General features: G+C 55.7%; 21 protein-coding genes. 11 read left to right on the top strand and 10 right to left on the bottom strand.

Annotated elements, in window-relative coordinates; translation table 11 throughout:
* Window positions 1-50: 50 nt before the first annotated feature.
* Window positions 51-953, bottom strand: a complete 903-nt coding sequence (locus tag ABD013_RS16415) for an amino acid ABC transporter permease (protein ID WP_343808458.1) — start codon at window positions 951-953, stop codon at window positions 51-53.
* 134 nt (window positions 954-1,087) lie between these two features.
* Window positions 1,088-2,032 (bottom strand): transporter substrate-binding domain-containing protein, encoded by a 945-nt coding sequence (locus ABD013_RS16410; protein ID WP_343808455.1) that lies wholly within the window; start codon window positions 2,030-2,032, stop codon window positions 1,088-1,090.
* Between the two features lie 191 nt (window positions 2,033-2,223).
* On the opposite strand from ABD013_RS16410, the gene ABD013_RS16405 reads away from it, so the two are divergent.
* The gene (locus tag ABD013_RS16405) at window positions 2,224-2,886 is read left to right on the top strand and encodes a TetR family transcriptional regulator C-terminal domain-containing protein (RefSeq protein WP_343808452.1); all 663 of its coding nucleotides are present in this window, start codon (window positions 2,224-2,226) and stop codon (window positions 2,884-2,886) included.
* 381 nt (window positions 2,887-3,267) lie between these two features.
* Here ABD013_RS16405 and ABD013_RS16400 read toward each other — a convergent pair whose 3' ends face one another.
* Together ABD013_RS16400 and ABD013_RS16395 are read right to left on the bottom strand one after the other, a co-directional pair.
* Window positions 3,268-4,197 carry a porin gene (locus ABD013_RS16400; RefSeq protein WP_343808449.1) on the bottom strand — a complete coding sequence of 310 codons (930 nt, stop codon included), beginning with the start codon at window positions 4,195-4,197 and terminating at the stop codon, window positions 3,268-3,270.
* A 39-nt stretch (window positions 4,198-4,236) separates the two neighbouring features.
* A complete protein-coding gene (locus ABD013_RS16395) occupies window positions 4,237-4,896 on the bottom strand; it encodes a YccT family protein (RefSeq protein ID WP_343808446.1) in 660 nt (219 codons plus the stop codon).
* Between the two features lie 204 nt (window positions 4,897-5,100).
* Here ABD013_RS16395 and ABD013_RS16390 point away from each other — a divergent pair, with 204 nt between their 5' ends.
* The 4 genes from ABD013_RS16390 (at window position 5,101) to ABD013_RS16375 (ending at window position 9,703) form a co-directional block, all read left to right on the top strand.
* A complete protein-coding gene (locus tag ABD013_RS16390) occupies window positions 5,101-7,266 on the top strand; it encodes an esterase-like activity of phytase family protein (RefSeq protein ID WP_343808443.1) in 2,166 nt (721 codons plus the stop codon).
* Window positions 7,267-7,801: 535 nt separating this feature from the next.
* Window positions 7,802-8,083 carry a hypothetical protein gene (locus tag ABD013_RS16385; RefSeq protein ID WP_343808440.1) on the top strand — a complete coding sequence of 94 codons (282 nt, stop codon included), beginning with the start codon at window positions 7,802-7,804 and terminating at the stop codon, window positions 8,081-8,083.
* Window positions 8,084-8,150: 67 nt separating this feature from the next.
* Window positions 8,151-9,059, top strand: a complete 909-nt coding sequence (locus ABD013_RS16380) for a bestrophin family protein (protein ID WP_343808437.1) — start codon at window positions 8,151-8,153, stop codon at window positions 9,057-9,059.
* Complete coding sequence (locus ABD013_RS16375; RefSeq protein WP_343808434.1) at window positions 9,056-9,703, top strand: class I SAM-dependent methyltransferase; 648 nt, start codon at window positions 9,056-9,058, stop codon at window positions 9,701-9,703. The genes ABD013_RS16380 and ABD013_RS16375 overlap by 4 nt, the downstream gene beginning before the upstream one ends.
* Here the strand turns inward: ABD013_RS16375 and ABD013_RS16370 are convergent.
* From ABD013_RS16370 to ABD013_RS16350, 5 genes are read right to left on the bottom strand one after another with little or no spacing between them, the layout of a single operon-like run.
* On the bottom strand, window positions 9,693-10,904 hold the full coding sequence (locus ABD013_RS16370; protein WP_343808431.1) for a CaiB/BaiF CoA transferase family protein: 1,212 nt from the start codon (window positions 10,902-10,904) through the stop codon (window positions 9,693-9,695). The genes ABD013_RS16375 and ABD013_RS16370 overlap by 11 nt on opposite strands.
* 43 nt (window positions 10,905-10,947) lie before the next feature.
* Entirely contained in the window at window positions 10,948-12,135 is a 1,188-nt protein-coding gene (locus ABD013_RS16365) for an acyl-CoA dehydrogenase (RefSeq protein WP_343808428.1), read from the bottom strand.
* 19 nt (window positions 12,136-12,154) lie between these two features.
* Entirely contained in the window at window positions 12,155-12,568 is a 414-nt protein-coding gene (locus tag ABD013_RS16360; RefSeq protein WP_343808425.1) for a DUF1850 domain-containing protein, read from the bottom strand.
* A gap of 1 nt (window position 12,569) precedes the next feature.
* Window positions 12,570-14,630 carry a TRAP transporter permease gene (locus tag ABD013_RS16355; RefSeq protein WP_343808422.1) on the bottom strand — a complete coding sequence of 687 codons (2,061 nt, stop codon included), beginning with the start codon at window positions 14,628-14,630 and terminating at the stop codon, window positions 12,570-12,572.
* A 48-nt stretch (window positions 14,631-14,678) separates the two neighbouring features.
* Window positions 14,679-15,635: a TAXI family TRAP transporter solute-binding subunit gene (locus ABD013_RS16350; RefSeq protein ID WP_343808419.1), complete on the bottom strand. Its 957-nt coding sequence runs from the start codon at window positions 15,633-15,635 to the stop codon at window positions 14,679-14,681.
* 138 nt (window positions 15,636-15,773) lie between these two features.
* Between ABD013_RS16350 and ABD013_RS16345 the strand changes: the two genes are divergently transcribed.
* Window positions 15,774-16,559 (top strand): FadR/GntR family transcriptional regulator, encoded by a 786-nt coding sequence (locus ABD013_RS16345; RefSeq protein WP_343808416.1) that lies wholly within the window; start codon window positions 15,774-15,776, stop codon window positions 16,557-16,559.
* 12 nt (window positions 16,560-16,571) lie between these two features.
* Here the strand turns inward: ABD013_RS16345 and ABD013_RS16340 are convergent, their stop codons facing one another.
* The gene (locus ABD013_RS16340; RefSeq protein ID WP_343808413.1) at window positions 16,572-17,759 is read right to left on the bottom strand and encodes an acyl-CoA dehydrogenase; all 1,188 of its coding nucleotides are present in this window, start codon (window positions 17,757-17,759) and stop codon (window positions 16,572-16,574) included.
* A 230-nt stretch (window positions 17,760-17,989) separates the two neighbouring features.
* Between ABD013_RS16340 and ABD013_RS16335 the strand changes: the two genes are divergently transcribed.
* From ABD013_RS16335 to ABD013_RS16315, 5 genes are all read left to right on the top strand, one after another.
* Window positions 17,990-18,751 (top strand): SDR family NAD(P)-dependent oxidoreductase, encoded by a 762-nt coding sequence (locus tag ABD013_RS16335; RefSeq protein ID WP_343808410.1) that lies wholly within the window; start codon window positions 17,990-17,992, stop codon window positions 18,749-18,751.
* Window positions 18,752-18,782: 31 nt separating this feature from the next.
* Window positions 18,783-19,934, top strand: coding sequence for an acyl-CoA dehydrogenase family protein (locus tag ABD013_RS16330; RefSeq protein ID WP_343808407.1), 1,152 nt, complete (start codon window positions 18,783-18,785; stop codon window positions 19,932-19,934).
* Window positions 19,935-20,006: 72 nt separating this feature from the next.
* Window positions 20,007-21,188 (top strand): thiolase family protein, encoded by a 1,182-nt coding sequence (locus tag ABD013_RS16325; protein WP_181739573.1) that lies wholly within the window; start codon window positions 20,007-20,009, stop codon window positions 21,186-21,188.
* Between the two features lie 462 nt (window positions 21,189-21,650).
* Window positions 21,651-22,901, top strand: a complete 1,251-nt coding sequence (locus ABD013_RS16320) for an AAA family ATPase (RefSeq protein ID WP_343808400.1) — start codon at window positions 21,651-21,653, stop codon at window positions 22,899-22,901.
* 28 nt (window positions 22,902-22,929) lie between these two features.
* Window positions 22,930-23,637, top strand: a complete 708-nt coding sequence (locus ABD013_RS16315) for an HNH endonuclease family protein (RefSeq protein ID WP_343808397.1) — start codon at window positions 22,930-22,932, stop codon at window positions 23,635-23,637.
* Window positions 23,638-23,711: the final 74 nt, after the last annotated feature.

The raw sequence follows: 23,711 nt of genomic DNA, 5'->3' as shown, positions 1-23,711 counted from the left end.
TGAGCAGTAAAGGTTCTATCAGTGCCTGTTGGTTGGCTGTTCAGCCGGTACTAGCGTGTTTGTCCCTTACCGTAGTGTTTCTCAATCCTGGCCTGAATCAGCTCGAAGATGATGGACATGGCCCAGTACACAAGGGCAGCGGTCACCAGCATTTCCAGGTGCTTGAACTCGGCTCGTCCCTGGGTGCGCGCCAGGAACATCAGTTCCCAGATCCCCATTACGGAAATCAGTGAACTGTCTTTCAGCATGGCAATGAACTGGTTGCCAGTCGGCGGAATAATCATGCGCATTGCCTGAGGTAATACGATCTTTCTGAAGATGACCGGTTTTCTCAGACCAAGGGCTGCAGCGGCTTCACTCTGTGCTTTTGGAATACCGGTAATGCCGGCCCGAAAAATCTCGGCCATGTACGCGCCGTAGCAAAGGGCGAGGGCGGCAATACCGGCGGGGATAGCATCCACCACTATCCCCATTTGCGGCAGGCCCAGATAGATCAGGTATACCTGCAGCAACAGGGGGGTGCCGCGAAAGAAGGAGATGTAGAAGCTGGAAATGCCGTAGGCCAGGCCATTGCTGGAGAGACGGCCCAGCGCGGCCATCATGGCCAGAATGCAGGCGATCAAAATGGCACTCAGTGAGATGTAGATAGTGGTAAAAGCGCCCTGTGTGATCAGAAAGGGGAGTTTCGACGCTATAAAGGAGTAGCTGAGGTCAAAGGAGTTGAAAAATGCCAGAGCCAGAACCAGCAGTTCAAGCCAGACAATCAGTACCTGAGTGCGGAACGAGAAAATGCGCAGCAGTAGAATATTGCCAGCTATGGCGAAGGCAAAAACCAGGCCGATAGCAAAACGGCCGAAATTGCCTGATTCCTGTGGATCGCCAAGTGCGGGTGCGAGGAACTGCCCAAAGCTGCTGCCACGCAGATCGATCCAGCTGAATACAAGGGTCGCCACGACCAGGAATATCCAGGGTAAGGCGCTACGATCACGTAACTTGTTTAGAAGACTTTCCTGCATGGTGTTGCCTCTATTATTTACCTTCAAGATCAGAGGGCCGGGTTAAACCTGGCCCGGATGTGAAAATGATTTTATTTTTTTATGGTGTAGTCGTAGCCATACCATTTCATTGAAATATATGTGAGTGTGCCGTCCTTGCGCATTTCGTCCACGATTTCAGTGACCTTGGCAGAAAACTCGGGATCGCCCTTATCGACCGCAATGGCCAGTGGTTCATAATAAACCGGCTCACCGACGACCTTCAGAGGGTAGTTGTTGGCGATCGCTTCATGAATGGTCGGCAAGGGGGAGAGTGTGGCATCCAGGCGCAGGCCAGGACCAATTCGCAGGTCATCGAAGATATTGGTATCCGTTTCATAGCTGTGAATCTTGCCGGGCTTGACGGCATAGTCGATCGCTTGTGCTTCCGCGCCTTCAATCAACAGATCACCTTTCAGGTAGGACTCAGTCGTACAGCCGCCACAGGCACCAATGTTTTTGCCCTGCAGGTCGTCATAGGATGCGATTTCGCTTTTGGAATGGACCGCGAATGAAGCCGGGGTATAGTAATAAACTGCTGGAAACTCAAGAACTTCTGCTCTTTTTTGGGTGGGTGTCATGGAGCCCACTGAAATATCCCAGCGTTCGCCCCAGCCACCGGCCGTGATGATCTCCCAAGCCGGGGTCACCACTTTCAACTCTGCGCCCAGGCGCTTCGCAATTTCACGAGCGACAGCGACATCGAAGCCGTCCATCTCGTTTTTATCGTTCAAGAAGGATTGCGGGGGATAGTCGGCATCACAGGCCAACGTCATGGTTTTGGTACTGATAATCCGGTCCAGGACTTCACCGGCCTGAGCGGAAAAGCTGGAGATGGTTGCTGTCAGCGCAGCCGTAAGCATGAAAAACTTGCCAGGACTTCTCATCGAGAGTCCCTCCCTTTGTTTATTTTTGTTTGAGGGGCCTGCCGTGGTGATAACCGCTTTTTTCGGGCTGATCTCACCAGTCGCAAAACAATGTAGCATTCTGTTGTACATGTGTACAATAGTGTTTTGATAATTCTTTGCTGCTCTTTTGATTCTTGCATTCTGCTGTAAAAATCGGCTAATAATGATGCATAATCAGTAAAAGTGATGCGATTGAGACAATTGGACGGTTACTGCTTTTTGTCCGCTGGACGGCTGAAGCGTGTAACGAACATCCATCTGGAGAGGATTCCGGACCCTGTATGAAGCGATTGTTGGATAGTAACCCGGTTGGTGGTCTTCGGCTGACGCCTGAAGAGCGTAGAAGTGGTCTGATCGATGCGGCACTGCGCAGCATTATCAAGCATGGTCAGGCCGGTTTGTCTGTGCGGGCGGTATGCCAGGAGGCTGGTGTTTCTGCAGGTTTGTTGCCTCATCACTTTCCGGGTAAGGATGCGCTGATTGTCGAGGCTTATCGCAAGCTTACCGAAGATATCTATACGCAGATAAACGAGACCCTTGAGGCGGCATCCGGCTCAAGTTCTGAAGACAAGTTGAGGTTGTTTATCGAGTTGAGTTTCAAACAGCCGGTGCTCAATGCAGATTTTTTTCGAATCTGGCTGGTATTCTGGAATCTCAGCCAGCAACAGTCTGAAATTGCCAAACTGCGTGATGAAGTGAACCGAAAGGTGGTTAACTCCCTGCAGACATTGATCGAGGGGGTTGCTCAAGACGCAGCCCTTGAACAGGTGAATTTCCGTTTGGCGGCTATAGGTCTTTCCGGCTTGATGGACGGGCTTTGGCTGGAATGGTCGCTGAACCCTGCCGGTTTTTCCCCGGAAGAGGCGACCGAGATCTGTCAGTGTTGGGTTGATGCGCTGTTATCTGGCGGCTTGGGACGCCTTGCCACTGTCACATCGTCCTGAAGGTATCAATGTGACTGGCGGGCGAACGGGCTGTCTGCGTTGGAGAGCCATAGATACCGCTTAAAGCTTCTACATCACATTTGATCGGTTTTTATGTCGAGACAGGGCAGCCATGTAGCCGTTCATGCCCTGAATAACAAAATTTCAATCATCAGCTCGCCGGACATATAGAAAAAGATCACGATGGCGCATCAGATTGAGTCCCACGAGCCTGGCAATGACGATGCCAGACAGTTGGAAATTGGCATGTGAGAGGCACCAGGTGTCTTGCAGGACTCAAGCCCTGGTTCCAGGCCAAAAAAAAACCGGCCCCAATGGAGCCGGTGGTAACTTGAACGCTGCAGGCCCGAAGGGGTTAGGCCTTAGGCGTCGTTCCAGTCCTTAGAACTTCACGCGCATACCTGCCAGGTAGCCCATGTCTGCATCGTCCTGGTCAGTGTCAGCGATTTCGGCAAACAGGCTGACATTTTTCTGAGTCGGGAACTTGTAGGTTACGTTCGCGTACCACTCAGTGAAGTCCTCTTCAGCTTCATCATCGAAGTCAGTGTCTACTACACCGATAGCGACTTTGGTGGTTTCAGCAACAGAGAATACAGTTGCAATGTTGTACTGGTCAGCGACGTTGTCGGTGGTGCTGTAGTCAACGGCGAAAGTGGCGAAATCTGCATCGTAGGCAGCGCTTACACCCCAGGTGTCGATGTCATCGGCACCAATAGCCGGAGTGGCGTTCTGGTAAGCGGCGGCCAGAGTCAGGCCGGCAAATTCAGTAGATGCGAACAGGTCGAAGTACTCGCCGTTTTCGCTGGACTCACCTTCAGCGTCCAGTTCGTAGGATGCTGCGATGTAGGCATTCTCCAGTTCTACGTCCAGACGGATGGTGTCGTCGCCGTCAGTGCCCATGCCGTCGAAGCGATCTTCGTCAGACTCCAGCTCGTAGGCTTCTTCGATACCGAACTCGTCAGATGCAAAGTTCTGCTTACCGAAAGAGATGGAGGTGTTGCCGAAAGCCAGGCCAACGTAGGCTTCTTCCAGATCACTGCCATCCTGCTTGTCTTCAGCCGCATCCTTGAAACCGAAGTCAACGCGACCGAAGGCCTTCATGTCGTCGCCCAAGTCGTAGCTGACGTAGTTTTTGATTTCCAGGTCGTCGAATTCGATGTCGGCATGCTGATCATCGCCTACATCCTTACGGAACTGAACCTGCAGGTCACCGTTCAGTTTGTAGGTCAGGCCCTTGCCTTCGTAGATGGTGGCAGCGCTGGCAGAGCCGGCGGCAACAGATACTGCAACAGCCAGAAGAAGCTTTTTCATGTGCGAGACTCCAAGGTATTAAATAATTAAGGGTGATATTTAGTGGCTGGTTTCTATCCAGCTCTTGAATTTATTCTTTGTTTCTGTGTTTGCCTGCTCATACCAAAACTGCAGCATCTTTCCGACCATTACTTGATCAGGATGTGCGTTGCCTTCAGGCTGGTAAGCAGGCGCGCTATTTTGGAAACTATGAGTTTCCACGGTAAGAGAACCCAATGCCGCTTCGGCATTTGAGCGGTTAAATTTTTTCAGCTCTTTTTCATAATCACGATCCAGCTGAAAACCTTCTTTTTCAAGTTTTCCCAAGCTGTAGGAAATGCTGTTTCCTTGTGCGTCCAGCAGCTTCCAGTTACCTTGCTTGTTGAATTCATTCAGTGCGTACTGGCTTGAAATCTGCGGAGCCTGAACACGGATGGTCGTGTCCGATGCTTCGAAAGTGAGGACAAAAGTGTCACTGTTTTCAAGGATATAGTCGTCGGCTGATTCGACGATCTCAGCGGTGTACTCGGCTACGATCTGAGCCTTTCCGTTCTGGATCTTGAGTTCGGGCGTGCCGGAGAAGAAAGTTTCTGACTCGACGGGCTTGCCGTTAATAGCCAAAATATCCACGCCATTTGCAGGGCTAATTTCAATCTCTGCAAAAGAGAGGGCTGGATAAAGGGCGCAGGTTGCCAGAAGCGATGTCAGAGTTTTATTCATTGAATGCACCAAACGTGAAGCGTGTTTTAAAAGTGGGGTGCATGGTATTTTTCAAATGTTACAAATCTGTTTATGTTCTGTTAAGGTTGTAAATATTGCTTTTTATGTTTCTGGTTAATAAATGAACATTTAAGTTGGTATAACTTATTTGTCATTTTCCTGAATTAGGGTGCGGGGCTTCATTCAAAAAAGGGTGCTTTCACCATGCCGTCTTTTGCCGCTCGTTTATCTGTACTGGCCTTGGCGATCGCCGCGACCGGTGCTCATGCCGACCAGTTCAATCGCATTGCCAGCTTCCCGGTCAGTCAGAATCTGTCAGCTGATGATCTGCAGCAGGAAACCTCTGCCGAGATCATTACCGCAACGGCTGATGGGCAGATGTTGGTGTACTCGGACAGCCCTCGCGGCGGCCTGGGTTTTGTCGATATCCGTCAGGCGGAGCAGCCGAAACCGGCAGGTTTTGTTGATCTGTCTGGTGAGCCGACATCGGTCAGTGCACTGGGTAACCGTGTTGTGACGGCCGTGAACACCTCGGGCAGCTATGTCGAACCCGCTGGCTTCCTTGCACTGGTATCACCAGCAAGCAAGAAGATCGAGAGCCGCTGTGACCTGGGCGGACAGCCTGACTCAGTTGCCGTCTCCAAAGACCATAAATTGATCGCTGTCGCCATCGAGAACGAGCGTGATGAAGACCTGAACGACGGTCAGATTCCCCAGATGCCGGCCGGCGATCTGGTAATTGTGCCGGTCAAGGGCGATCAGCTGGATTGCGCCAACCTGAAGCGCGTTGACCTGACCGGTCTGGCCGAGATCGCGCCGACCGACCCGGAACCGGAGTTCGTCGACTTCAACAGCCTGGGCGAAGTCGTGGTCACCCTGCAGGAAAACAACCACCTGGTGATCGTCGATGCGACCACTGGCAAGGTGATCAACCATTTCTCTGCCGGCAGCGTCGATCTGCAGCAAATCGACACCAAGAAAGATGGTGCTCTGACCTTTACCGAAAGCCAGCAGGGCGTGAAGCGTGAGCCGGATGCGGTCAAGTGGCTGGATGACGAACGTTTCGTCATTGCCAACGAAGGTGACTACCAGGGCGGTGCTCGTGGTTTCAGCATCTTCCACAAGGATGGCCGTCTACTGTTTGAAGCGGGTGCTGCCTTTGAACATGAAGTTATCCGTGCCGGTCATTACCCGGACAAGCGTTCAGGCAAGAAGGGCGGCGAGCCGGAAGGCCTGGAAGTGGCCCGTTTTGGCGATGATACCTTCATCTTCGTGCTGTCTGAGCGCGGCTCGGTCATCGGTGTTTACCGTGATACCGGTGCCGATCCGGAGTTCGTTCAGCTGCTGCCGTCCGGCATTGCGCCGGAATCTGCCGTAGCCATCCCTGAACGTGGTCTGCTGATCAGTGCCAACGAGAAGGATCTGATCGAAGATGGCGGTGCACGTGCGCATGTGATGCTGTTCCGTCTGTCTGCCGATGAAGCGCAGTATCCGCAGCTGGTGTCCGACAATGATGCGACTGGTGCGCCGATCGGTTGGGGTGCCCTGTCGGGTCTGACGGCCGATCCGAAACAGCCGGGTATTCTGTACGCCGTCAATGACAGTTTCTACAAGTCGCAGCCGCGCATTTTCACCATCGATGCCAACCAGAAGCCGGCGAAAATCACCGCAGTGACCGAGATCACGCGTGATGGCAAAACCGCCAAGAAGCTGGATCTTGAAGGCATCGTGGCAGACGGCAAGGGCGGCTTCTGGCTGGCTTCCGAGGGTAATGCCAAGAAAGAAGTGCCGCATGCACTGCATCATGTGAATGCCGAGGGTGAGATCACTCGTACCATCGCTCTGCCGGAAGCGCTGCTGGAACACCAGACTCGCTTTGGCGCCGAAGGTATTGCCCTGGTGCATGATACGCTGTGGGTCGCGATCCAGCGTCCCTGGGCTGATGATGCCGATCATCATGCCAAGCTGCTGGCCTACAACCTGAAAACAGAAACCTGGGGAGCGGTACACTATCCGCTGGAACAGGCGGCCGGAGGCTGGGTTGGGTTGTCCGAGCTTGAACTGCACAACGACCATCTCTATGTGATCGAGCGTGATAACCAGATCGGTGACAAGGCGGCGATCAAGCGTCTATATAAAGTGGCGCTGTCAGAACTCAAGCCGCAGGCCCTGGGGCAGACCTTGCCGGTGATTACCAAGACGCTGGTGCGCGATCTGATTCCGGAGCTGAAATCCCTGAACGGCTACGTCACTGACAAGGTTGAAGGCTTTGCTGTTGATGCCAAGGGCAACGGCTACCTGGTGACTGACAATGATGGTGTCGACGACAGCTCAGGCGAAACGCTCTGGCTGAAGCTGGGCCAGCTTTAAGCAACAGAGTTAGCCACCGATACGACAAGAGGGCTGTCCATTGGGCAGCCCTTTTTTGTGGCAGAGGCCGGCTCTAGTGAAGACGAACGACTGCCCGGAGGCTGTTGAAGACCCGGTTTGTTGATGCAACACAAAAAACTGAAAATTTCCTGTTTTGGCTTGTCGCCATTTTTCAACGTATTGGATGGTACTTGTTTCCACAGGTGAACAGAGACGGAGTGAAGGATAAAAACATCCTATCTTGAGTGGTCTTTAAGTAACATGTTGTAAATAAAAGATAAATAGTGTTTTTTTAGGTGTTTTTGTCATTTTTTCAGCAATATTACGGTTGGAGGACGGCGCAAAATTCTGAATTCAAAATGAATAAATGGCATGTTGCGCACCCAAAACGTGCATCAAAATGCGAATTGGAACGGGTGTTTAGGGTGTTCCCTGATAAGTGTCGCTATTCGGGACACTGGTGGGGTTTGGGTCTCGGGTCCAAAATCACTCTCGCTTTAATTGTTCAAATAATGAACTCTAAAGGAGAGAGAAAATGAGACCTGGCAAGCGCGAATCAGTTGCCGAGATCAAGCGTCACCTGTTCAAGTACAACCTGATCTCTATGGCCGCTACGTTGGTTATCGCCGTTTGCATCTATGCACTGGCAACAGGAGAAGGAGCTTCTATCCATTCCATCTTTGCGGATCAGTCGAACGTGTTCGATATTTTGATCGCAGCAGGTGTAGTGGAACTGCTGGTGATGGCCCGGATTGCACGCCTGAACAAACTGAAACAGGGTGTCAGCACACGCCGTCGAGTGATGTCCCGCGCCTGATACCTTTCCTATCCCGGGTAGCTGTGACACTATCTGTGCCCTCCAGCTGCTCGGGAGTTCCCCTTTCATGATCGTTCGTAAGCGCCCCGGTGCATTGGGGTTGATGCTGGCCTGGAAAGGCTCGGTTGTTCCCCATGTCCTGCCACATATTCTCCTTGCCGGTCTTTTTGCCTGTGCCGTGACCTGGGTGGCGCGCCACCACTATCTGGATGGCATCGTCGAATATACCCTGTTGCCGTTTACCCTGCTGGGCATCGCCCTGTCGATCCTGCTCAGTGTGCGCAACACGGCCACCTATGACCGTTGGTGGGAGGCGCGCAAGCAGTGGGGGCAGATGGTCTATGAAGTACGCAGCCTGGCCCGAGCCAGTGGTATCTATCTGCAGCCGGAGCCGCGTCGTCAGCTGATGGTGTGTGTTTTGGCCCACGCTCATCTGCTAAGGGGGCAGTTGCGGGGGGAAGACGTGAGGGCTGATCTGCCTGCAGCGCTGTCGTCCGAGTTGGCGGACAAAGCGCTGGCCAAACGCAACCCGGCCGAGTTCATGCTGCAGCAGGCCGGGCAACTGATCGCTGATGAGCTGCAGGCCGGGCGGCTGGATACTATCGCGGCAGCGGCGCTGGACAAGCATCTGCATGCACTGTCCGGGGTTCAAGCGGCGTCCGAGCGTATCGCCCATACGCCGTTGCCGTTCGCCTATACGCTGCTGGCGCACCGTACCGCCTACATCTACTGTTATCTGCTGCCCTTTGGTCTGGTGGGGGCCGCGGGCTGGTTCACGCCGGTGTTTACCGCCATCGTGGCCTATACCTTCTTCGGCCTGGATCGCCTGTCAGAGCAGCTGGAGTTTCCTTTTGGCCGCGACTCCAACGATCTGCCACTGGACGCGATCTGCCGTATCAACGAGATCAGCGTGGCCGAGGCGCTGGGCGATCAGGCACCCGAGTTGCTGCAGCCGGTGGAGTTCCAGCTGCAATGAGCCAGAATCACTGCCCGCTGTGTAGCGCAAAATCTCTGTATCCGATCCAGTGTAAGCAGCGACTCTATCATCGCTGCGAACACTGTGGCCTGGTCCATCTGGAACCTGTCCAGCGTCTGTCTGAAGCAGGCGAGAAGGCGATCTACGATGATCACCAGAACGAGGTCGATGATCCGGGTTACCGTCGCTTTCTGTCCCGCGCCTTTGATGAGGTACTGAAGCACAAGCCGGTACCGGCGAAAGGGCTGGACTTCGGCTGCGGCCCGGGGCCAGCGCTGGTGGCAATGGCGCGAGAAGCGGGCTACGAGATGGCGCAGTACGACAAGTATTTTCATCCGGATGAAGCCGTGTTGGATCGGCAGTACGATTTCATCACTAGTACAGAGGTGGTTGAGCACCTGGCCGAACCACTGCCCATTCTGGACCAGCTCTGGTCAATGCTGGCGCCCGGCGGCCTGCTGGTGCTGCAGACCAAGCGGGTGCTGGATGACGAGCGTTTTCGCAGCTGGCACTACCGTAACGACCCCACCCATATCACCTTCTTTGCCGAAACCAGCTTCAACTGGCTGGGCCAGCGCTGGGGTAGCATACCCGAGTATCCGCACGGGGATGTGGTCTGCTTCGTCAAACCGGTCAGCGGATAATGCCTTCGGCCTTGAGCTGATCCAGTTTCGAGCACTGATCCGGCAGCAGGCGCTGCAGTACTTCCAGTGTGTGTTCGCCCAAAGCGGGTGGCGCGCTGTCGGCGTTCAGGGCGCTACCGTTAAACCTTATGGGGTTGCTGACCAGCGGGACTGTCCCGGCTTTCGGATGCGGACGCTCGATACGCATGCCTCGATGGCGTATCTGCGGGTCGGCGAATACCTGCTCCAGGTTGTTGATGGGGCCACAGGGCACGCCGACTTTCTCCAGCTCATCCAGCCAAAAGGCTGAAGGCTGCTCGGCAATGCGGGCGCTCAGTTGCGGGATCAGCTGCTCCCGGTGCTCAACCCGACTGCGATTGGTGGCGAAAGCCGGGTCTTCGGCCAGTTCCGGTATGCCCGCCAGGGTGCAGAAACGCTGGAACTGGGTATCGTTGCCCACCGCCAGAATAATGTGGCCATCGGCGCTGGGAAATACCTGATAAGGCACAATATTGGGGTGGGCATTGCCCAGACGTTGTGGTGAAACGCCGGTGGTCAGGTAGTTCATCGCCTGGTTGGCCAGTACGCCGACCTGTACATCCAGCAGTGACAGGTCGATCCAGGTACCCTCGCCGGTGCGGTTTCGCTGCAGCAGTGCGGACAGTATCGCCGTGGCTGCATACATGCCGGTAAACAGGTCGGTAATTGCCACGCCAACCTTGACCGGCTCGCTGCCGGGAAGGCTTTCGGGCTGTCCGGTCAGGCTCATCAAGCCGCCCATGCCCTGCAGCAGGAAGTCGTAGCCGGCCCGCTCGGCGTAGGGGCCATCCTGACCAAAACCCGTGATGGAACAATAAATCAGATCCGGTTTTACGGCTTTCAGGCTGGCATAGTCCAGACCGTAGCGGGCCAGGCCACCCACCTTGAAGTTCTCCAGCACCACGTCCACCTGAGCAGCCAGCTCCCGGATCAGTTGTTGACCCTCCGGGTGGGCGATGTCGATGGCAACCGACTCCTTGCCACGGTTTGCGCTGAGAAAATAGGCCGCTTCCCTGGTGTCTTTCAGATAGGGCGGGCCCCAGCTACGGGTATCATCGCCTCGAGTCGGGTGTTCCACCTTGATCACTTCGGCACCCAGATCGGCCAGATGCTGGCTGCACCAGGGGCCTGCCAGGATACGAGACAGATCCAGTACCCGGATACCTGCAAGGGGTTTATCCATTTTTCACCTCCAGGGCTGGCGGCCCGCAGGCCGCCGGCAGGCGTTAGAAGAAAGCCTGAATGCCGGTCTGGGCACGGCCCAGAATCAGCGCATGCACGTCGTGGGTGCCTTCGTAGGTGTTGACGGTCTCCAGGTTCACCATGTGGCGCATCACGCCAAATTCGTCGGAGATGCCGTTACCACCGTGCATGTCACGAGACATGCGAGCCACATCCAGTGCCTTGCCGCAGTTGTTGCGCTTGATCAGCGAGACCATCTCCGGCGCCCAGTTGCCGCTGTCCATCAGGCGGCCGATCTGCAGCGCGCCCTGCAGGCCCAGTGAAATTTCGGTCTGCATGTTGGCAAGTTTCAGCTGGATCAGCTGGTTTGCAGCCAAAGGCCGGTTGAACTGCTTGCGATCGAGCGTGTACTGGCGTGCCGCGTGCCAGCAGAACTCGGCAGCCCCCATGGCGCCCCAGGCGATACCGAAGCGGGCCTTGTTCAGGCAGCCGAAGGGACCTGCCAGGCCACTGGCGTTGGGCAGCAGGTTTTCTTCCGGTACGAAGGCCTCATCCAGCACAATTTCGCCGGTGATGCTGGCGCGCAGGCTCAGCTTGCCTTCGATCTTGGGTGTCGAAAAACCTTCGGTACCCCGCTCGACGATAAAGCCGCGAATTTTGCCGTCATGGGCTTCAGACTTGGCCCAGACAACGGCAAGGTCGGCGATGGGGCTGTTGGTAATCCACATCTTCTGGCCGGTCAGCCGATAGCCGCCGTCCACCTTCACGGCGCGGGTGATCATGGAACCCGGGTCGGAGCCGTGGTCCGGTTCGGTGAGGCCGAAGCAGCCAACCCATTCACCACTGGCGAGTTTGGGCAGGTACTTGCGCTTCTGCTCTTCGGAACCATAGGTTTCGATGGGATACATCACCAGCGAAGACTGTACGCTCATGGCCGAGCGGTAGCCGGAATCGACGCGCTCCACCTCACGGGCGATCAGGCCATAGGCGACATGGCCGACACCGGCACCGCCATACTCCTCGGCAACGGTAGGGCCGAGCAGGCCCATCTCGCCCATCTCCTTCATGATCTCCCGGTCGAAACGCTCCTCGCGAAAGGCGCTGAGTACGCGGGGCTGCAGTGACTGCTGACAGTAGGCGCGGGCCGCATCGCGGATCTGGCGTTCCTCTTCGGTCAGTTGCTGTTCCAGCAGCAAGGGATCATCCCAGTTGAAGCTTGCAAAGTTTGACATCTGTGTACTCCCGACGGGTCTAGTGATCGTCTTGTGATAGCGGTTGTTCTCCGGCGAACAGGCGCACCGGAGCGGTTGAATTCTCGTGTCCAGTCAGCCAGCTGCGCAGCGGCTGGCAAGTCTCCTGCAGGCAGAGATGCATGGGGCCAGTGAAGGCCGAGTCCGGCAGGACCAGCTCCGGCACGCTCAACGGTGTAGCGGGGCGGCTGACCCACCAGCCATCGATCAGGCGGGCATCCGGGGCGGGCTCCATGCCCGCTCCGCTTTGCTGCACGGCCGATTCCACCAGCTGCAGCTGCTGGCCGCTCAGTTGGTACTCTTCATACCAGCCGCTGTGTTCCACCGAATGCTGCCAGCGCAGAGTGAAGTCATCGGTTTCAACACACTGGATCTCCACTGCGGCTGCCAGTAGTCCGATACACAGCAGGCTCATATCAGGCCGGTTCCGTAGCCAGGCTGCTGCCGCGACGGACCCGGAACCAGTGCCAGGCCAGGAAGGCGGCGCCCAGTGTCAGTCCGATCTCGTCCGTAATCGGCATGGCGACGACCATGCAACCCGCTGCAGCGGTGGCCCAGAGCCGTTCAGTCCAGTTCAATGGTGCCTGCAGATAGCCGATGGCCGCTGCACCCCAGAGGGCGATGGCAAACACGGCCTTGAAGGTGACCCAGACGCTCATCCAGAGGCTGTCGCCCTGCAGCATCAGTGCCGGGGCATATACCGCCATGAAGGGCAGCAGGAAACCGGCAATGGCAATGCGCAGGCAGATCATCGAGATCCGCATGGCCGGGGCGTTGGCGATGGGGGCGGCGGCAAAGGCAGCCAGTGCAACCGGCGGGGTCAGGTTGGCCATGATGCCGAAATAGAACACGAACATGTGCGCCACGATCACCGGTACACCCAGCTGTACCAGTACCGGCCCGGCGATGGAGCTGGTGATGATGTAGTTGGGAATCGACGGGATCCCCATGCCCAGTACGATGCAGGTGAGCATGGTCAGCACCAGACTGAGGAACAGGCTGGATTGGCCAATATCGACGATGGCCGAGCCAATGGTGATCGGCAGGCCGGTCAGGGTCAGGATCGCAATGATCACACCGACCACGGCGCAGGCGATACCGACACCGGTGGCGCTGACCGCACCCTGCGCCAGGCTGTCGAGGCAGAGCTTAAGCGTGCTTCGGCCGCCCTTGAGCACCAGTTGTGGCAGGATCAGTACACCGATCAGGGCAAAGATGGCACCGGCACCGAACTTGAAAAACGCCGAGCAGGCCAGACCGACCATAATCCAGAAGGCCACTTTCATATAGGTCTGGCGCAGAGGGCCGGACAGGGCGCTGCCCAGAATCAGCACCACGGTCAGCAGCAGGCCGATGGTGCCGGCGAACAGCGGGGTGTAGCCGCCGAACAGCAGCCACACCAGAGTCATCAGCGGCAGCAGCAGGTACCAGCGCTCCTTCAGTGCCAGCAACGGGCGCGGGCACTCCTCTTTCGGCAGTCCTTTCAGGTTACAACGGCCCGCTTCCAGATGAACCATCCAGAGCACGGTGGCGAAATAGAGCACGGCCGGAATGGCGGCGGCCTTGACTACATCTACATAGGGGGCGCCGATGGTTTCCGCCATGATGAACGCCACAGCGCCCATCACCGGTGGCATGATCTGCCCGCCCATGGAGGCGGTCGCTTCAACCGCACCGGCAAAGGCGGGGCGGTAGCCAAAGCGCTTCATCAGCGGAATGGTGAACAGGCCGGTGGTGACGACGTTGGCGATACCTGAGCCGGAGATGGTGCCCATGATGCCGGACGAGACCACCGCTACCTTGGCAGGTCCGCCCTTGGTGTGGCCGACGGTGCCCAGTGACAGATGGTTGAACAGGCTGACCATGCCGGCCTGCTGCAGAAAACTGCCGAACAGAATAAACAGGAACAGATAGGTGGATGATACAAAGGTGGGGATACCGAAAATCCCCTCGGTGCCGAGGAAGAGTTGCTGCAGCACCTGATCAGGCGCGTAGCCGCGATGGCCCAGCGGGTCCGGCAGGTACTGGCCGAACAGGCCCCAGAGCAGGAACAGGCCACAGACCACAGCCAGGCCAATGCCCATACAGCGACGCGCGCCCTCGAACACCAGCGCCACCATCAGGGTGCCAACGATCAGGTCCTGGGTTTCCGGCAGGAAGCGCAACATGATGTCGGCTTCGAAAATCCAGTGGTAGAAACCGAGCGCGAAGCCGGTCAGGCCCAGCAGCCAGTCGTACCAGGGCACCTTGCTCTCGCCGGAGCCGTTGGCACGATAGAGCGTCAGGGCCAGCAGGATCAGAAAGCCCACATGGACCGAGCGCACCACCAGGCTCGACAGCGGTGTGAATACCGCCGTGTACAGCTGGAACAGGGAAAAGGCGATGGCGATACAGTAAAGCGGTCGGATCAGCGTGGCTGCGCGTGTCTCGACCTCCGGTGCTGTCTCGGGCACCGGATGAGTGCTTGCATCCGTCATATCGTTATCCGCAGATCAGGAGGGCACCCGCAGGTGCCCCGGGTGTCATTACTTGATCAGACCCACTTCGCGGTAATAGCGCTCGGCACCGGGGTGCAGGGGGACCGGCATACCGTTCAGCGCGTTTTCCAGCTTGATCTGACGACCGGCCGCATGAGCCGCTTCCAGACGGTCGCGGTTCTCGAACAGCTGACGCGCCATCTGGTAAGCAGAGTCATCCGACACATTGGTGGAGGTGACCAGGAAGTTCACCACCGCCACGGTGGAGACATCAGCATCCTGGCCCTCGTAGGTACCGGCCGGGATGGTGGTGGAGATATAGGCCGGGTTATTCAGCGCTTTTGCAACCTCGGCACTGACCGGCACGATGGTGATATCGACCGAAGTACTGAGGTCTCGGATGGACGCTACGCCCAGTCCGGCGGACTGCAGGGTCGCATCGATCTGACGGTTCTTGATCAACTCCACCGACTGGCCGAAGGGCAGGTATTCCACTCGGCTGAAATCGTCGTAGCTCAGGCCGGCAGCACCAAAGACGCGACGGGCATTAAGCTCGGTGCCCGAGCGGGGCGCACCGACGGAGACGCGTTTGCCTCTCAGGTCTGCCAGTGTGCGAATGCCGGAATCCTTGCTGGCCACGATCTGGATGTAGTTGGGGTAGATCGCGGTCAGGCCGCGCAGTTTATCCAGCTTCTGCGGGAAGCCTGCGTCCTGGTCACCCTGCCAGGCAGAGTTGACCGAATCGCCCAGTGCGAAACCCAGCTCGCCACGGCCAATCTGGATCAGGTTGAGGTTCTCCACACTGGCCTTGGTGGATTGCACTGATGCCTTGGCACCGTCTATCTGGTCGTTGTAGATCTTCGATAGCGCCACGCCCATCGGGTAATACACCCCGGATGTGCCGCCGGTGAGGATGTTGATGTAGTCGGATGCCTGGACAGACATGGAGAGAGCACCGGCCAGGGCGGCGGCGCCGATTGAACGGATCCATCGTTTGGTTTGCATATCAGTCGTCTCTGCTGGTTTGTTGTTATTTCAGATACCGCATGCAGCTCGGCTGTCAGCCAAGTCTTGTCTATAGTATTTATACTAATAAATAGAATTAAACAACCCGGATCGAAAAATCTTCATATTTGTGGCAGGATGTTGATCCCCTCCCAGGCACCCAAGAACATGCAACAACAAGACTTTGAAGCCCCCAAGCGCATCAAGCGCGCCGACCAGATCGTGGAATCCGTCAAGCGCTGGGTCGTCGTCAACGGCAAGCAGCCGGGCGATCGCCTGCCCAACGAGCGTGAACTGATGGAGCAGTTCGAATGTTCCAAGGGAACGGTCAGAGAAGCCTTGAAGTCACTGGAGGTGCAGGGGCTGGTCAGCATCAAGACCGGTCCCAACGGCGGTGCGGTGCTGGAACGGGTGCCCTATGAAAAGGCCAGTCAGCTGCTGCGCAACTTTCTGCATTTCGAGCAGCCCACGGGGCCCGAAATCTATGCCCTGCGTACCCTGGTGGAACCGGAAATCGCTGCACTGGCAGCGCCACGGCTGCAGGAGGAGGATTTTGCGCGGCTGGAGTCACTGGTGGCGTGCTGCGAAACACCGGCGCGCAACTTTGATGAGCGGATGCAGCAGCGTATTGCCGAACTGGAGTTTCACGTCGTGCTGGCGGAATGCTGTGACAACGCCATGCTGGCGTTCATTGGCCGCTTCCTGAACGACATGATTCGTGACCTGGTGATCTTCAAGAAGGCGCAGCTGCCGGAGCAGCAGGAGTTTTCCTGCGCCAACCTCAACTATCACAAACAGTTGCTGGAAGCCCTGCGTGCGCGCGATGCCGAGCGGGCACGACAACTGATGCGGGAACATATGCAGTCTGCCGAGCACTTCAACCGTGAACTGGAAGGGCAGCTGCAGAAACACTTCCTTGCCTAACGAGAGACCTGATCAAAAGAACGCCTGAATCCCGGTCTGTGCTCGCCCCAGGATCAGGGCATGGATATCGTGAGTGCCCTCGTAGGTGTTCACCGTTTCCAGGTTCATCAGGTGGCGCATCACACCGTACTCTTCGCTGATGCCGTTCGCACCGTGCATGTCCCGCGCCATGCGTGCGATCTCCAGCGCCTTGCCACAGTTGTTGCGCTTGATCAGCGAGACCATCTCCGGCGCCCAGTTGTTGCTGTCCATCAGCCGGCCCACCTGTAGCGCCGCCTGAAGGCCCAGGGTGATTTCGGTCTGCATGTTGGCCAGTTTCAGCTGGATCAGCTGATTGGCCGCCAGTGGCTTGTTGAACTGCTTGCGATCCAGGGTGTACTGGCGGGCGGCATGCCAGCAGAATTCGGCTGCGCCCATGCTGCCCCAGGCGATGCCGTAGCGGGCCTTGTTGAGGCAACCGAAGGGGCCGGCGAGGCCGGTGGCATAGGGCAGCAGGTTGGCCTCGGTGACCAGCACCTCATCCAGCACGATTTCTCCGGTGACCGAGGCTCTGAGGCTCAGCTTGCCGTCGATCTTCGGGGTCGTCAGGCCCTTGGCGCCGCGCTTGATGACAAAACCACAGATCTTGCCGCCGTGGGCATCAGACTTGGCCCAGACGATGAGGACATCGGCGATGGGGCTGTTGGTGATCCAGGTCTTCTGGCCGCTGAGCAGATAGCCGCCGTCGATCTTCCTGGCGCGGGTCTTCATGGAGCCCGGGTCGGAGCCGTGGTCCGGTTCGGTGAGGCCGAAGCAGCCGACCCATTCGCCACGGGCCAGCCGGGGCAGATAGCGCTTTTTCTGTTCCTCGGTGCCATAGGCCTCGATGGCGTACATCACCAGTGATGACTGCACGCTCAGCGCCGAGCGATAGCCGGAATCCACCCGTTCCACCTCGCGGGCGATCAAGCCGTAGGCGACGTGATTGACACCGGCGCCACCGTACTTGGTGGATACCGTTGGGCCGAGCAGGCCCAGCTTGCCCATCTCGTGATAGATATCCCGATCAAAACGCTCCTCCCGGAAGGCGCTGAGGATTCTGGGCTGCAGTGAGTCCTGGCAGTAGGCACGCGCCGCATCGCGGATCTGGCGCTCTTCGGTGGTCAGTTGCTGTTCCAGCAGCAGGGGATCTTCCCAGTTAAACTGAACAGGATGAGACATGCTGCGACTCCCTGTGGGGCTTCCGCTAAATGCCCGAAGGTCGTCCGGGCCACATACAACATTTAGCACCGATCCATCGGGATCACCCGCATCAATTGCTGATTTTTGCCAAATTTGCTGCCGAATATTGTCATGGTGGCCACCCCGATCCTGATACACACTTAGGTCATTCCCTTATATGGCGCTGACGCACAGGCGGCAGCCAAACGAATAACAAAGGTGAGAGTGTTATGGATTTCAAAAACGTACCCGCAATCGTAACCGGTGGTGCCTCAGGTCTGGGTGAGGGCGCTGCCCGTGCACTGGCCGCTGCTGGTGCCAAGGTCGCCATCTTCGATCTGAATGAAGAGCGCGGTCGCCAGATCGCTGAAGAACTGGGTGGCATCTTCGTACGCTGCGACGTTTCCTCCGCCGAGAGCGCAGAAGCGGCATTTGCCGCTGCGCGTGAAGTCCATGGCGCCTGTGGCATCGCCGTCAACTGCGCCGGTATCGCCCCGGCCGGCAAGATCGTCGGCAAGGAAGGCCCCATGCCGCTGGAGAACTTTAACAAGGTTATCCAGGTCAACCTGGTAGGCAGCTTCAACATCATGCGTCTGGCCGCCGCTGACATGGCGACTCGCGAAGCGAATGCCGATGGCGAGCGCGGCGTGATCATCTCTACCGCCTCCATCGCGGCTTACGAAGGCCAGATCGGTCAGGTGGCTTACAGCGCGTCCAAGGGCGGTGTTGTGGCCATGACCCTGCAGGCGGCGCGTGAACTGGCGAAGCAGGGCGTACGCGTAAACACCATCGCGCCGGGCCTGTTCCTGACCCCGATGATGGCCGGCTTCCCGCAGGAAGTTCAGGACAGCCTGGCAGCTACTCTGCCGTTCCCGCAGCGACTGGGTAACCCGGACGAGTTCGGCATGCTGGTTGACCAGATCGTACGTAACCCGCTGTTGAACGGCGAAACCATCCGTCTGGATTGCGCTCTGCGCATGGCACCGAAGTAAGTCGACGGAAGAGTAAAAGAAGGTGAGCGAGATGAATGCAGCTGTAATCGACCAGGAAGAACTGGAACTCTTTCGCGAAATGGTGCTGCGCGCTCTGGAGCGCGAAGTGGCACCCTACTACGAACAGTGGGAAAAGGACGAGATCACCCCGCGTGAACTCTGGCGCACCCTGGGCGAAGCAGGCCTGCTCTGCGTCGACGCCCCCGAAGCCCACGGCGGCTGCGGTGTGCCCTTTGAATACTCCGTGATGCTGGTCACCGAGATGGCGCGTCTGGGCTACGGTGCCCTGGCCACCAACGTGATGGTGCACTCCGATATCGTGGCGCCCTATGTCGCCCATCTCGGCAACGACGAACAGAAAGACCGCTGGCTGCCGGGCATGGTCTCCGGTGACGTGGTCGGCGCCATCGCAATGACCGAGCCGGGTGCCGGCAGTGACCTGGCGGCGCTGCGCACCACGGCGGTGCTGGATGGCGACGAGTACGTGATCAACGGCTCCAAGACCTTCATCACCAACGGCCAGCACGCCGACATGGTGATCGTAGCAGCCAAGACCGATCCGGCGGCCGGTGCCAAGGGCGTCAGCCTGTTCCTGGTCGACACCACGTTGCCGGGCTACGCCAAGGGCCGCAACCTGGAGAAGATCGGCCAGCACTCCGGCGATACCTCCGAGCTGTTCTTCGAGAACATGCGCGTGCCCAAGTCGGCGCTGCTGGGCGAAGAGGGCAAGGGCTTCGTGTACCTGATGCAGGAACTGCCGCGTGAACGTCTGGTGATCGGCGCCATCGGTGTCGGTGCGGCCCGCGGCTCACTGGATATGACCATCCAGTATGCCGACGAGCGCACCCTGTTCGGCCAGAAGCTGAAGGAACTGCAGAACACCCGCTTCCGCATCGCCGAGATGGAGACCGACTACCGCGTCAACAAGGCGTTCGTGGACCAGTGCATCGCCGAGTACTCCCGTGGCGAGCTGGATGCGGCTACCGCGTCCATGGCCAAGTACACCTCGACCGAGATGCAGTGCCGCGTGGCCGATGGCTGCCTGCAGCTGTTCGGCGGCTACGGCTACACCACCGAATACCCGATCTCGCGTGCCTTCATCGACGCCCGTGTACAGCGCATCTACGGCGGCACCTCTGAGGTGATGAAGGAAGTGATCGCTCGCTCAGTGCTGGGACGTTAACGGAACAGCGCTGAACAGACAGCAGCATCGAATAAAGCGACAGAATAAAAGCGAATTATCAGGAGCAAGAAGATGTCAGACAACAGCATTGTGATTCTGGGCGCGGCCCGTACTCCCATGGGCGGCATGATGGGTTCCCTGAGCGACGTGCGCTCACCGGACCTGGGTGCCGTCGCGATCGAAGCGGCCATCGAGCGTGCCGGCCTGCAGCCGAGCGATATCGACGAAGTGATCATGGGCTGCGTACTGCCCGGCGCACTGGGCCAGGCCCCGGCCCGTCAGGCTTCTCGCAAGGCAGGCATCCCGGATGCGGCTGGCGCGACCACCATCAACAAGATGTGCGGTTCCGGCATGAAGGCCGTAATGCTGGCCCACGACCAGATCAAGGCAGGCAGCGCTGACATCATGATCGCCGGCGGCATGGAAAACATGAGCCAGGCGCCTTACATGCTGCCGAAAGCCCGTGCCGGCATGCGCATGGGCCACGGCCAGGTGATCGATTCCATGTTCTTCGACGGCCTGGAAGACGCCTACGAAGGCGGCCTGATGGGCGTATTCGCTCAGCGGTCCGCTGACGAGTACAACATCACCCGTGAAGCGATGGACAACTTCGCTATCGGCTCCCTGAGCAAGGCCGTTGCCGCCATCGAAAACGGCTGGTTCAAGGACGAGATCGCACCGGTCACCATCCAGGGCCGCAAGGGCGACACCGTTGTCGATACCGACGAACAGCCGGGCAACGCCCGTCCGGACAAGATCCCGCAGCTGAAGCCGGCATTCAAGAAGGACGGTACTGTTACTGCGGCCAACTCCAGTTCCATCAGTGACGGTGGTTCTGCACTGGTACTGGCCACTCAGGCCGAAGCCGACAAGCGCGGCGTCAAGCCGCTGGCGCGTATCGTGGCGCACTCCACCCACGCCCAGTTGCCGGCTGAATTCACCATCGCCCCGATCGGCGCCATCCAGAAGGTGCTGGACAAGGCGGGCTGGAGCAAGGACGACGTGGATCTGTACGAGATCAACGAAGCCTTCGCCGTAGTCTCCCTGCTGGCGATCAACGAAATGGGCCTGGATGCCGACAAGGTCAATGTCTACGGCGGCGCCTGTGCCCTGGGACACCCGATCGGTTCCTCCGGCTCACGCATTCTCGTCACGCTGCTCAACGCCCTTAAGCAGCGCGGCCTGAAGAAAGGGGTTGCATCCCTCTGTATCGGTGGTGGCGAAGCGACAGCCGTTGCAGTCGAGCTGCTCTGATACGCCTTAACTTGCACATCTCTGCCTTTGAGGCCACCGATTGGTGGCCTTTTTTTCGTTTGGACGCAGTGGATCAGAGCAGGGCAAAGCTGCATTAGTCTTTTTGGGTGTTGCCTTACGACTACATATTGGTAAAGTCTAATAATCCGCCAGCAGGAAGTCGGCGGCCGCAATGACAGGGAAAAGGGGATGGGTCGATGGCAGGGATGGTTACAGCAGTTCTATAGTTTCTCGATTTATTCACCAAGCCTTTTTGGGCCTGTTCCTTGTCGTGCGTCGCATTTGGCGATACCCGGCGAGTCGGGAGCTTTGGCGGGGATATACCTTTTTGTCTTTTGGTCTGCTATAGAAATCAATAGGTAAGGGTTTATATAAGGATTAAAGGTATACCCGATAATGATTTTTATGAGGTCGAAAGCCTCATAAAAATACTGTTTTTCATAAGATATAAAAGGAGTTTTTTTGAATATTTCTTATATAGAAAAACTGCATGTAAAACATGTTAGAAAATTCAGTGAAATTAATGTTTCTTTTAATAAAGGCTTTAATTTCTTGGCTGGTCCTAATGGGTGTGGGAAAACATCTATTCTTGCTTGCATCTCTCATTGCTTTCATCATGGAAACTTTGCTTACTCTAGATTTGAAGAAGAATCAGAATTCTGGACAGATCTAAATGATAACAACCAGTTTTATAGAGTAGGGTTAGGGCCAAACTCTGTAACGGCAGGGGGATATCGCCAGTCAACTGGACGCCAATGGAATGTGCCAACTGAGGAAAAAAATAGAGAATCTTTGAGTGTTGTTGATGCAAATACCAAACTTAAGTCATTTTGCCCACTATTTATTGGCGCGAACAGAAGCATAAAATATAAACAGATTTCAGGAATGTCTAGAGAGCAAACTCTAGAACAAAAAATATCCACATACACTTCTAATAGCACCAAGTCATTATATGGAGATTGGAACTCAGATATAAAGCAGTGGTTAGTCAATCGATATTTTATGATAGATAAAGACTGGGCTGTTGAAGAAAAGGAAAACTGGGAGCATTTGGTTGAATGTCTTCCTAGTATTGGTCCTTTTGAAAGTGAATTTACGTTTGTTCGTATTGGTAAGGATTTAGAACCAGTTTTTTCAATTTATGGAAACGAGTGCTACTTAGAAGAGTTGTCTTCAGGATTCCAAGCTGTTCTATCAATTATTGCTAATGTCTTTGAGTGGATTGAGGGCAGCAGAGTGGATGGTGACCGAATCGTTCAAAAAGCTTCAGGAACAGTTTTGATTGATGAGCTTGATCTTCATCTTCACCCTGAATGGCAATTTACTATCCGAGATAGTCTTGAAAAAATTTTCCCGTTAATCCAGTTCATCGTAACTACACATTCTCCTCACCTTCTATCTTCTGCAAGAGAGAATGAAGTTATTGTAATGCCTGAAAATGGTAACAACTATTATGACTTAAAACCTTCGGAGTACATGTATTCAGGTTGGAATACAGATCAAATACTATCTGAAATAATGGGGGTTAAGAGTTTGGATAATAAGTTATATGGAGAACTCGTAGCTACCGCATTGCAGAAAATAGATGAAAACTCAGTGCAAGGGTTAAAAAGTGCCATTGTAAAACTTTCTGAGGTTTGCCATCCAAGCGACTCAATAGTAACAGTCTTAAAGACTCGCTTAGCTTCAATGGTGGCCTTGCAGAATGATTAAATTGAATAGAGAGCCAGAGCCACAGTACATGATCGACAATAAGGCGACATGGCTTGGTGCTCTTAAGGCCGCCATAGCTAACTATGGTTCGTATAAGAAAATACCAGAAAAAGAAAAGCAAAAACTAATATCACACTATAGAAATGATTCCGTCAGAAGTGCTTTGATAAAAAGTTCGTTTGGGAAGTGCGCATTCTGTGAATGTATACCTAGCGAAGGTGGTAACTTTGAAATTGAGCACTTTAAACCAAAATCAATATATCCAGACCTTACATTTGATTGGGTTAATTTTTTACCGGCGTGTAGGAAATGTAATGGCTCGAAGGACAGCCACGATACAGGGGCTGAACCCATTATAAATCCTTATGATATAGACCCAAAATATGTTTTTTATTTTGAAGATATAGTAATTAAGGCAGTAGAATCACCCCTGAAAGAAACCGCTGATAAAACTATTGAAGTATGTGGGTTAAATACAGTAAGGCTTTGGAAACCAAGAGCCGAAATATTGGTTTCTTTACGAATATTTTCTAGAGCAATAGAGGAAGCAATCGAAGAACTTAAAAATGCAGATACAGAAAGAAAAAAAGTGAATAGAGTTAAAAAACTAAGAGAAGCAGTTGAGACAATTGAAACATTAACTTCATCTAGAGAGAAATATTCAAGTTTCTGCCGCCATTTCTTGGAAAATTCAGAGGCTTATCATAAAGCAAAGTGGCTACTTGAAAATGCATAACAAACGCGTAGAGTGCGACGTTTGTACCTCGCGAGCCTTAAAAAAGCGTTGAATGGCATCAATAACCATCAAGT

This window comes from Marinobacterium maritimum, from assembly GCF_039523155.1.
Lineage (GTDB): Bacteria > Pseudomonadota > Gammaproteobacteria > Pseudomonadales > Balneatricaceae > Marinobacterium > Marinobacterium maritimum.
This window is presented reverse-complemented; position numbering and strand designations above follow the sequence as displayed.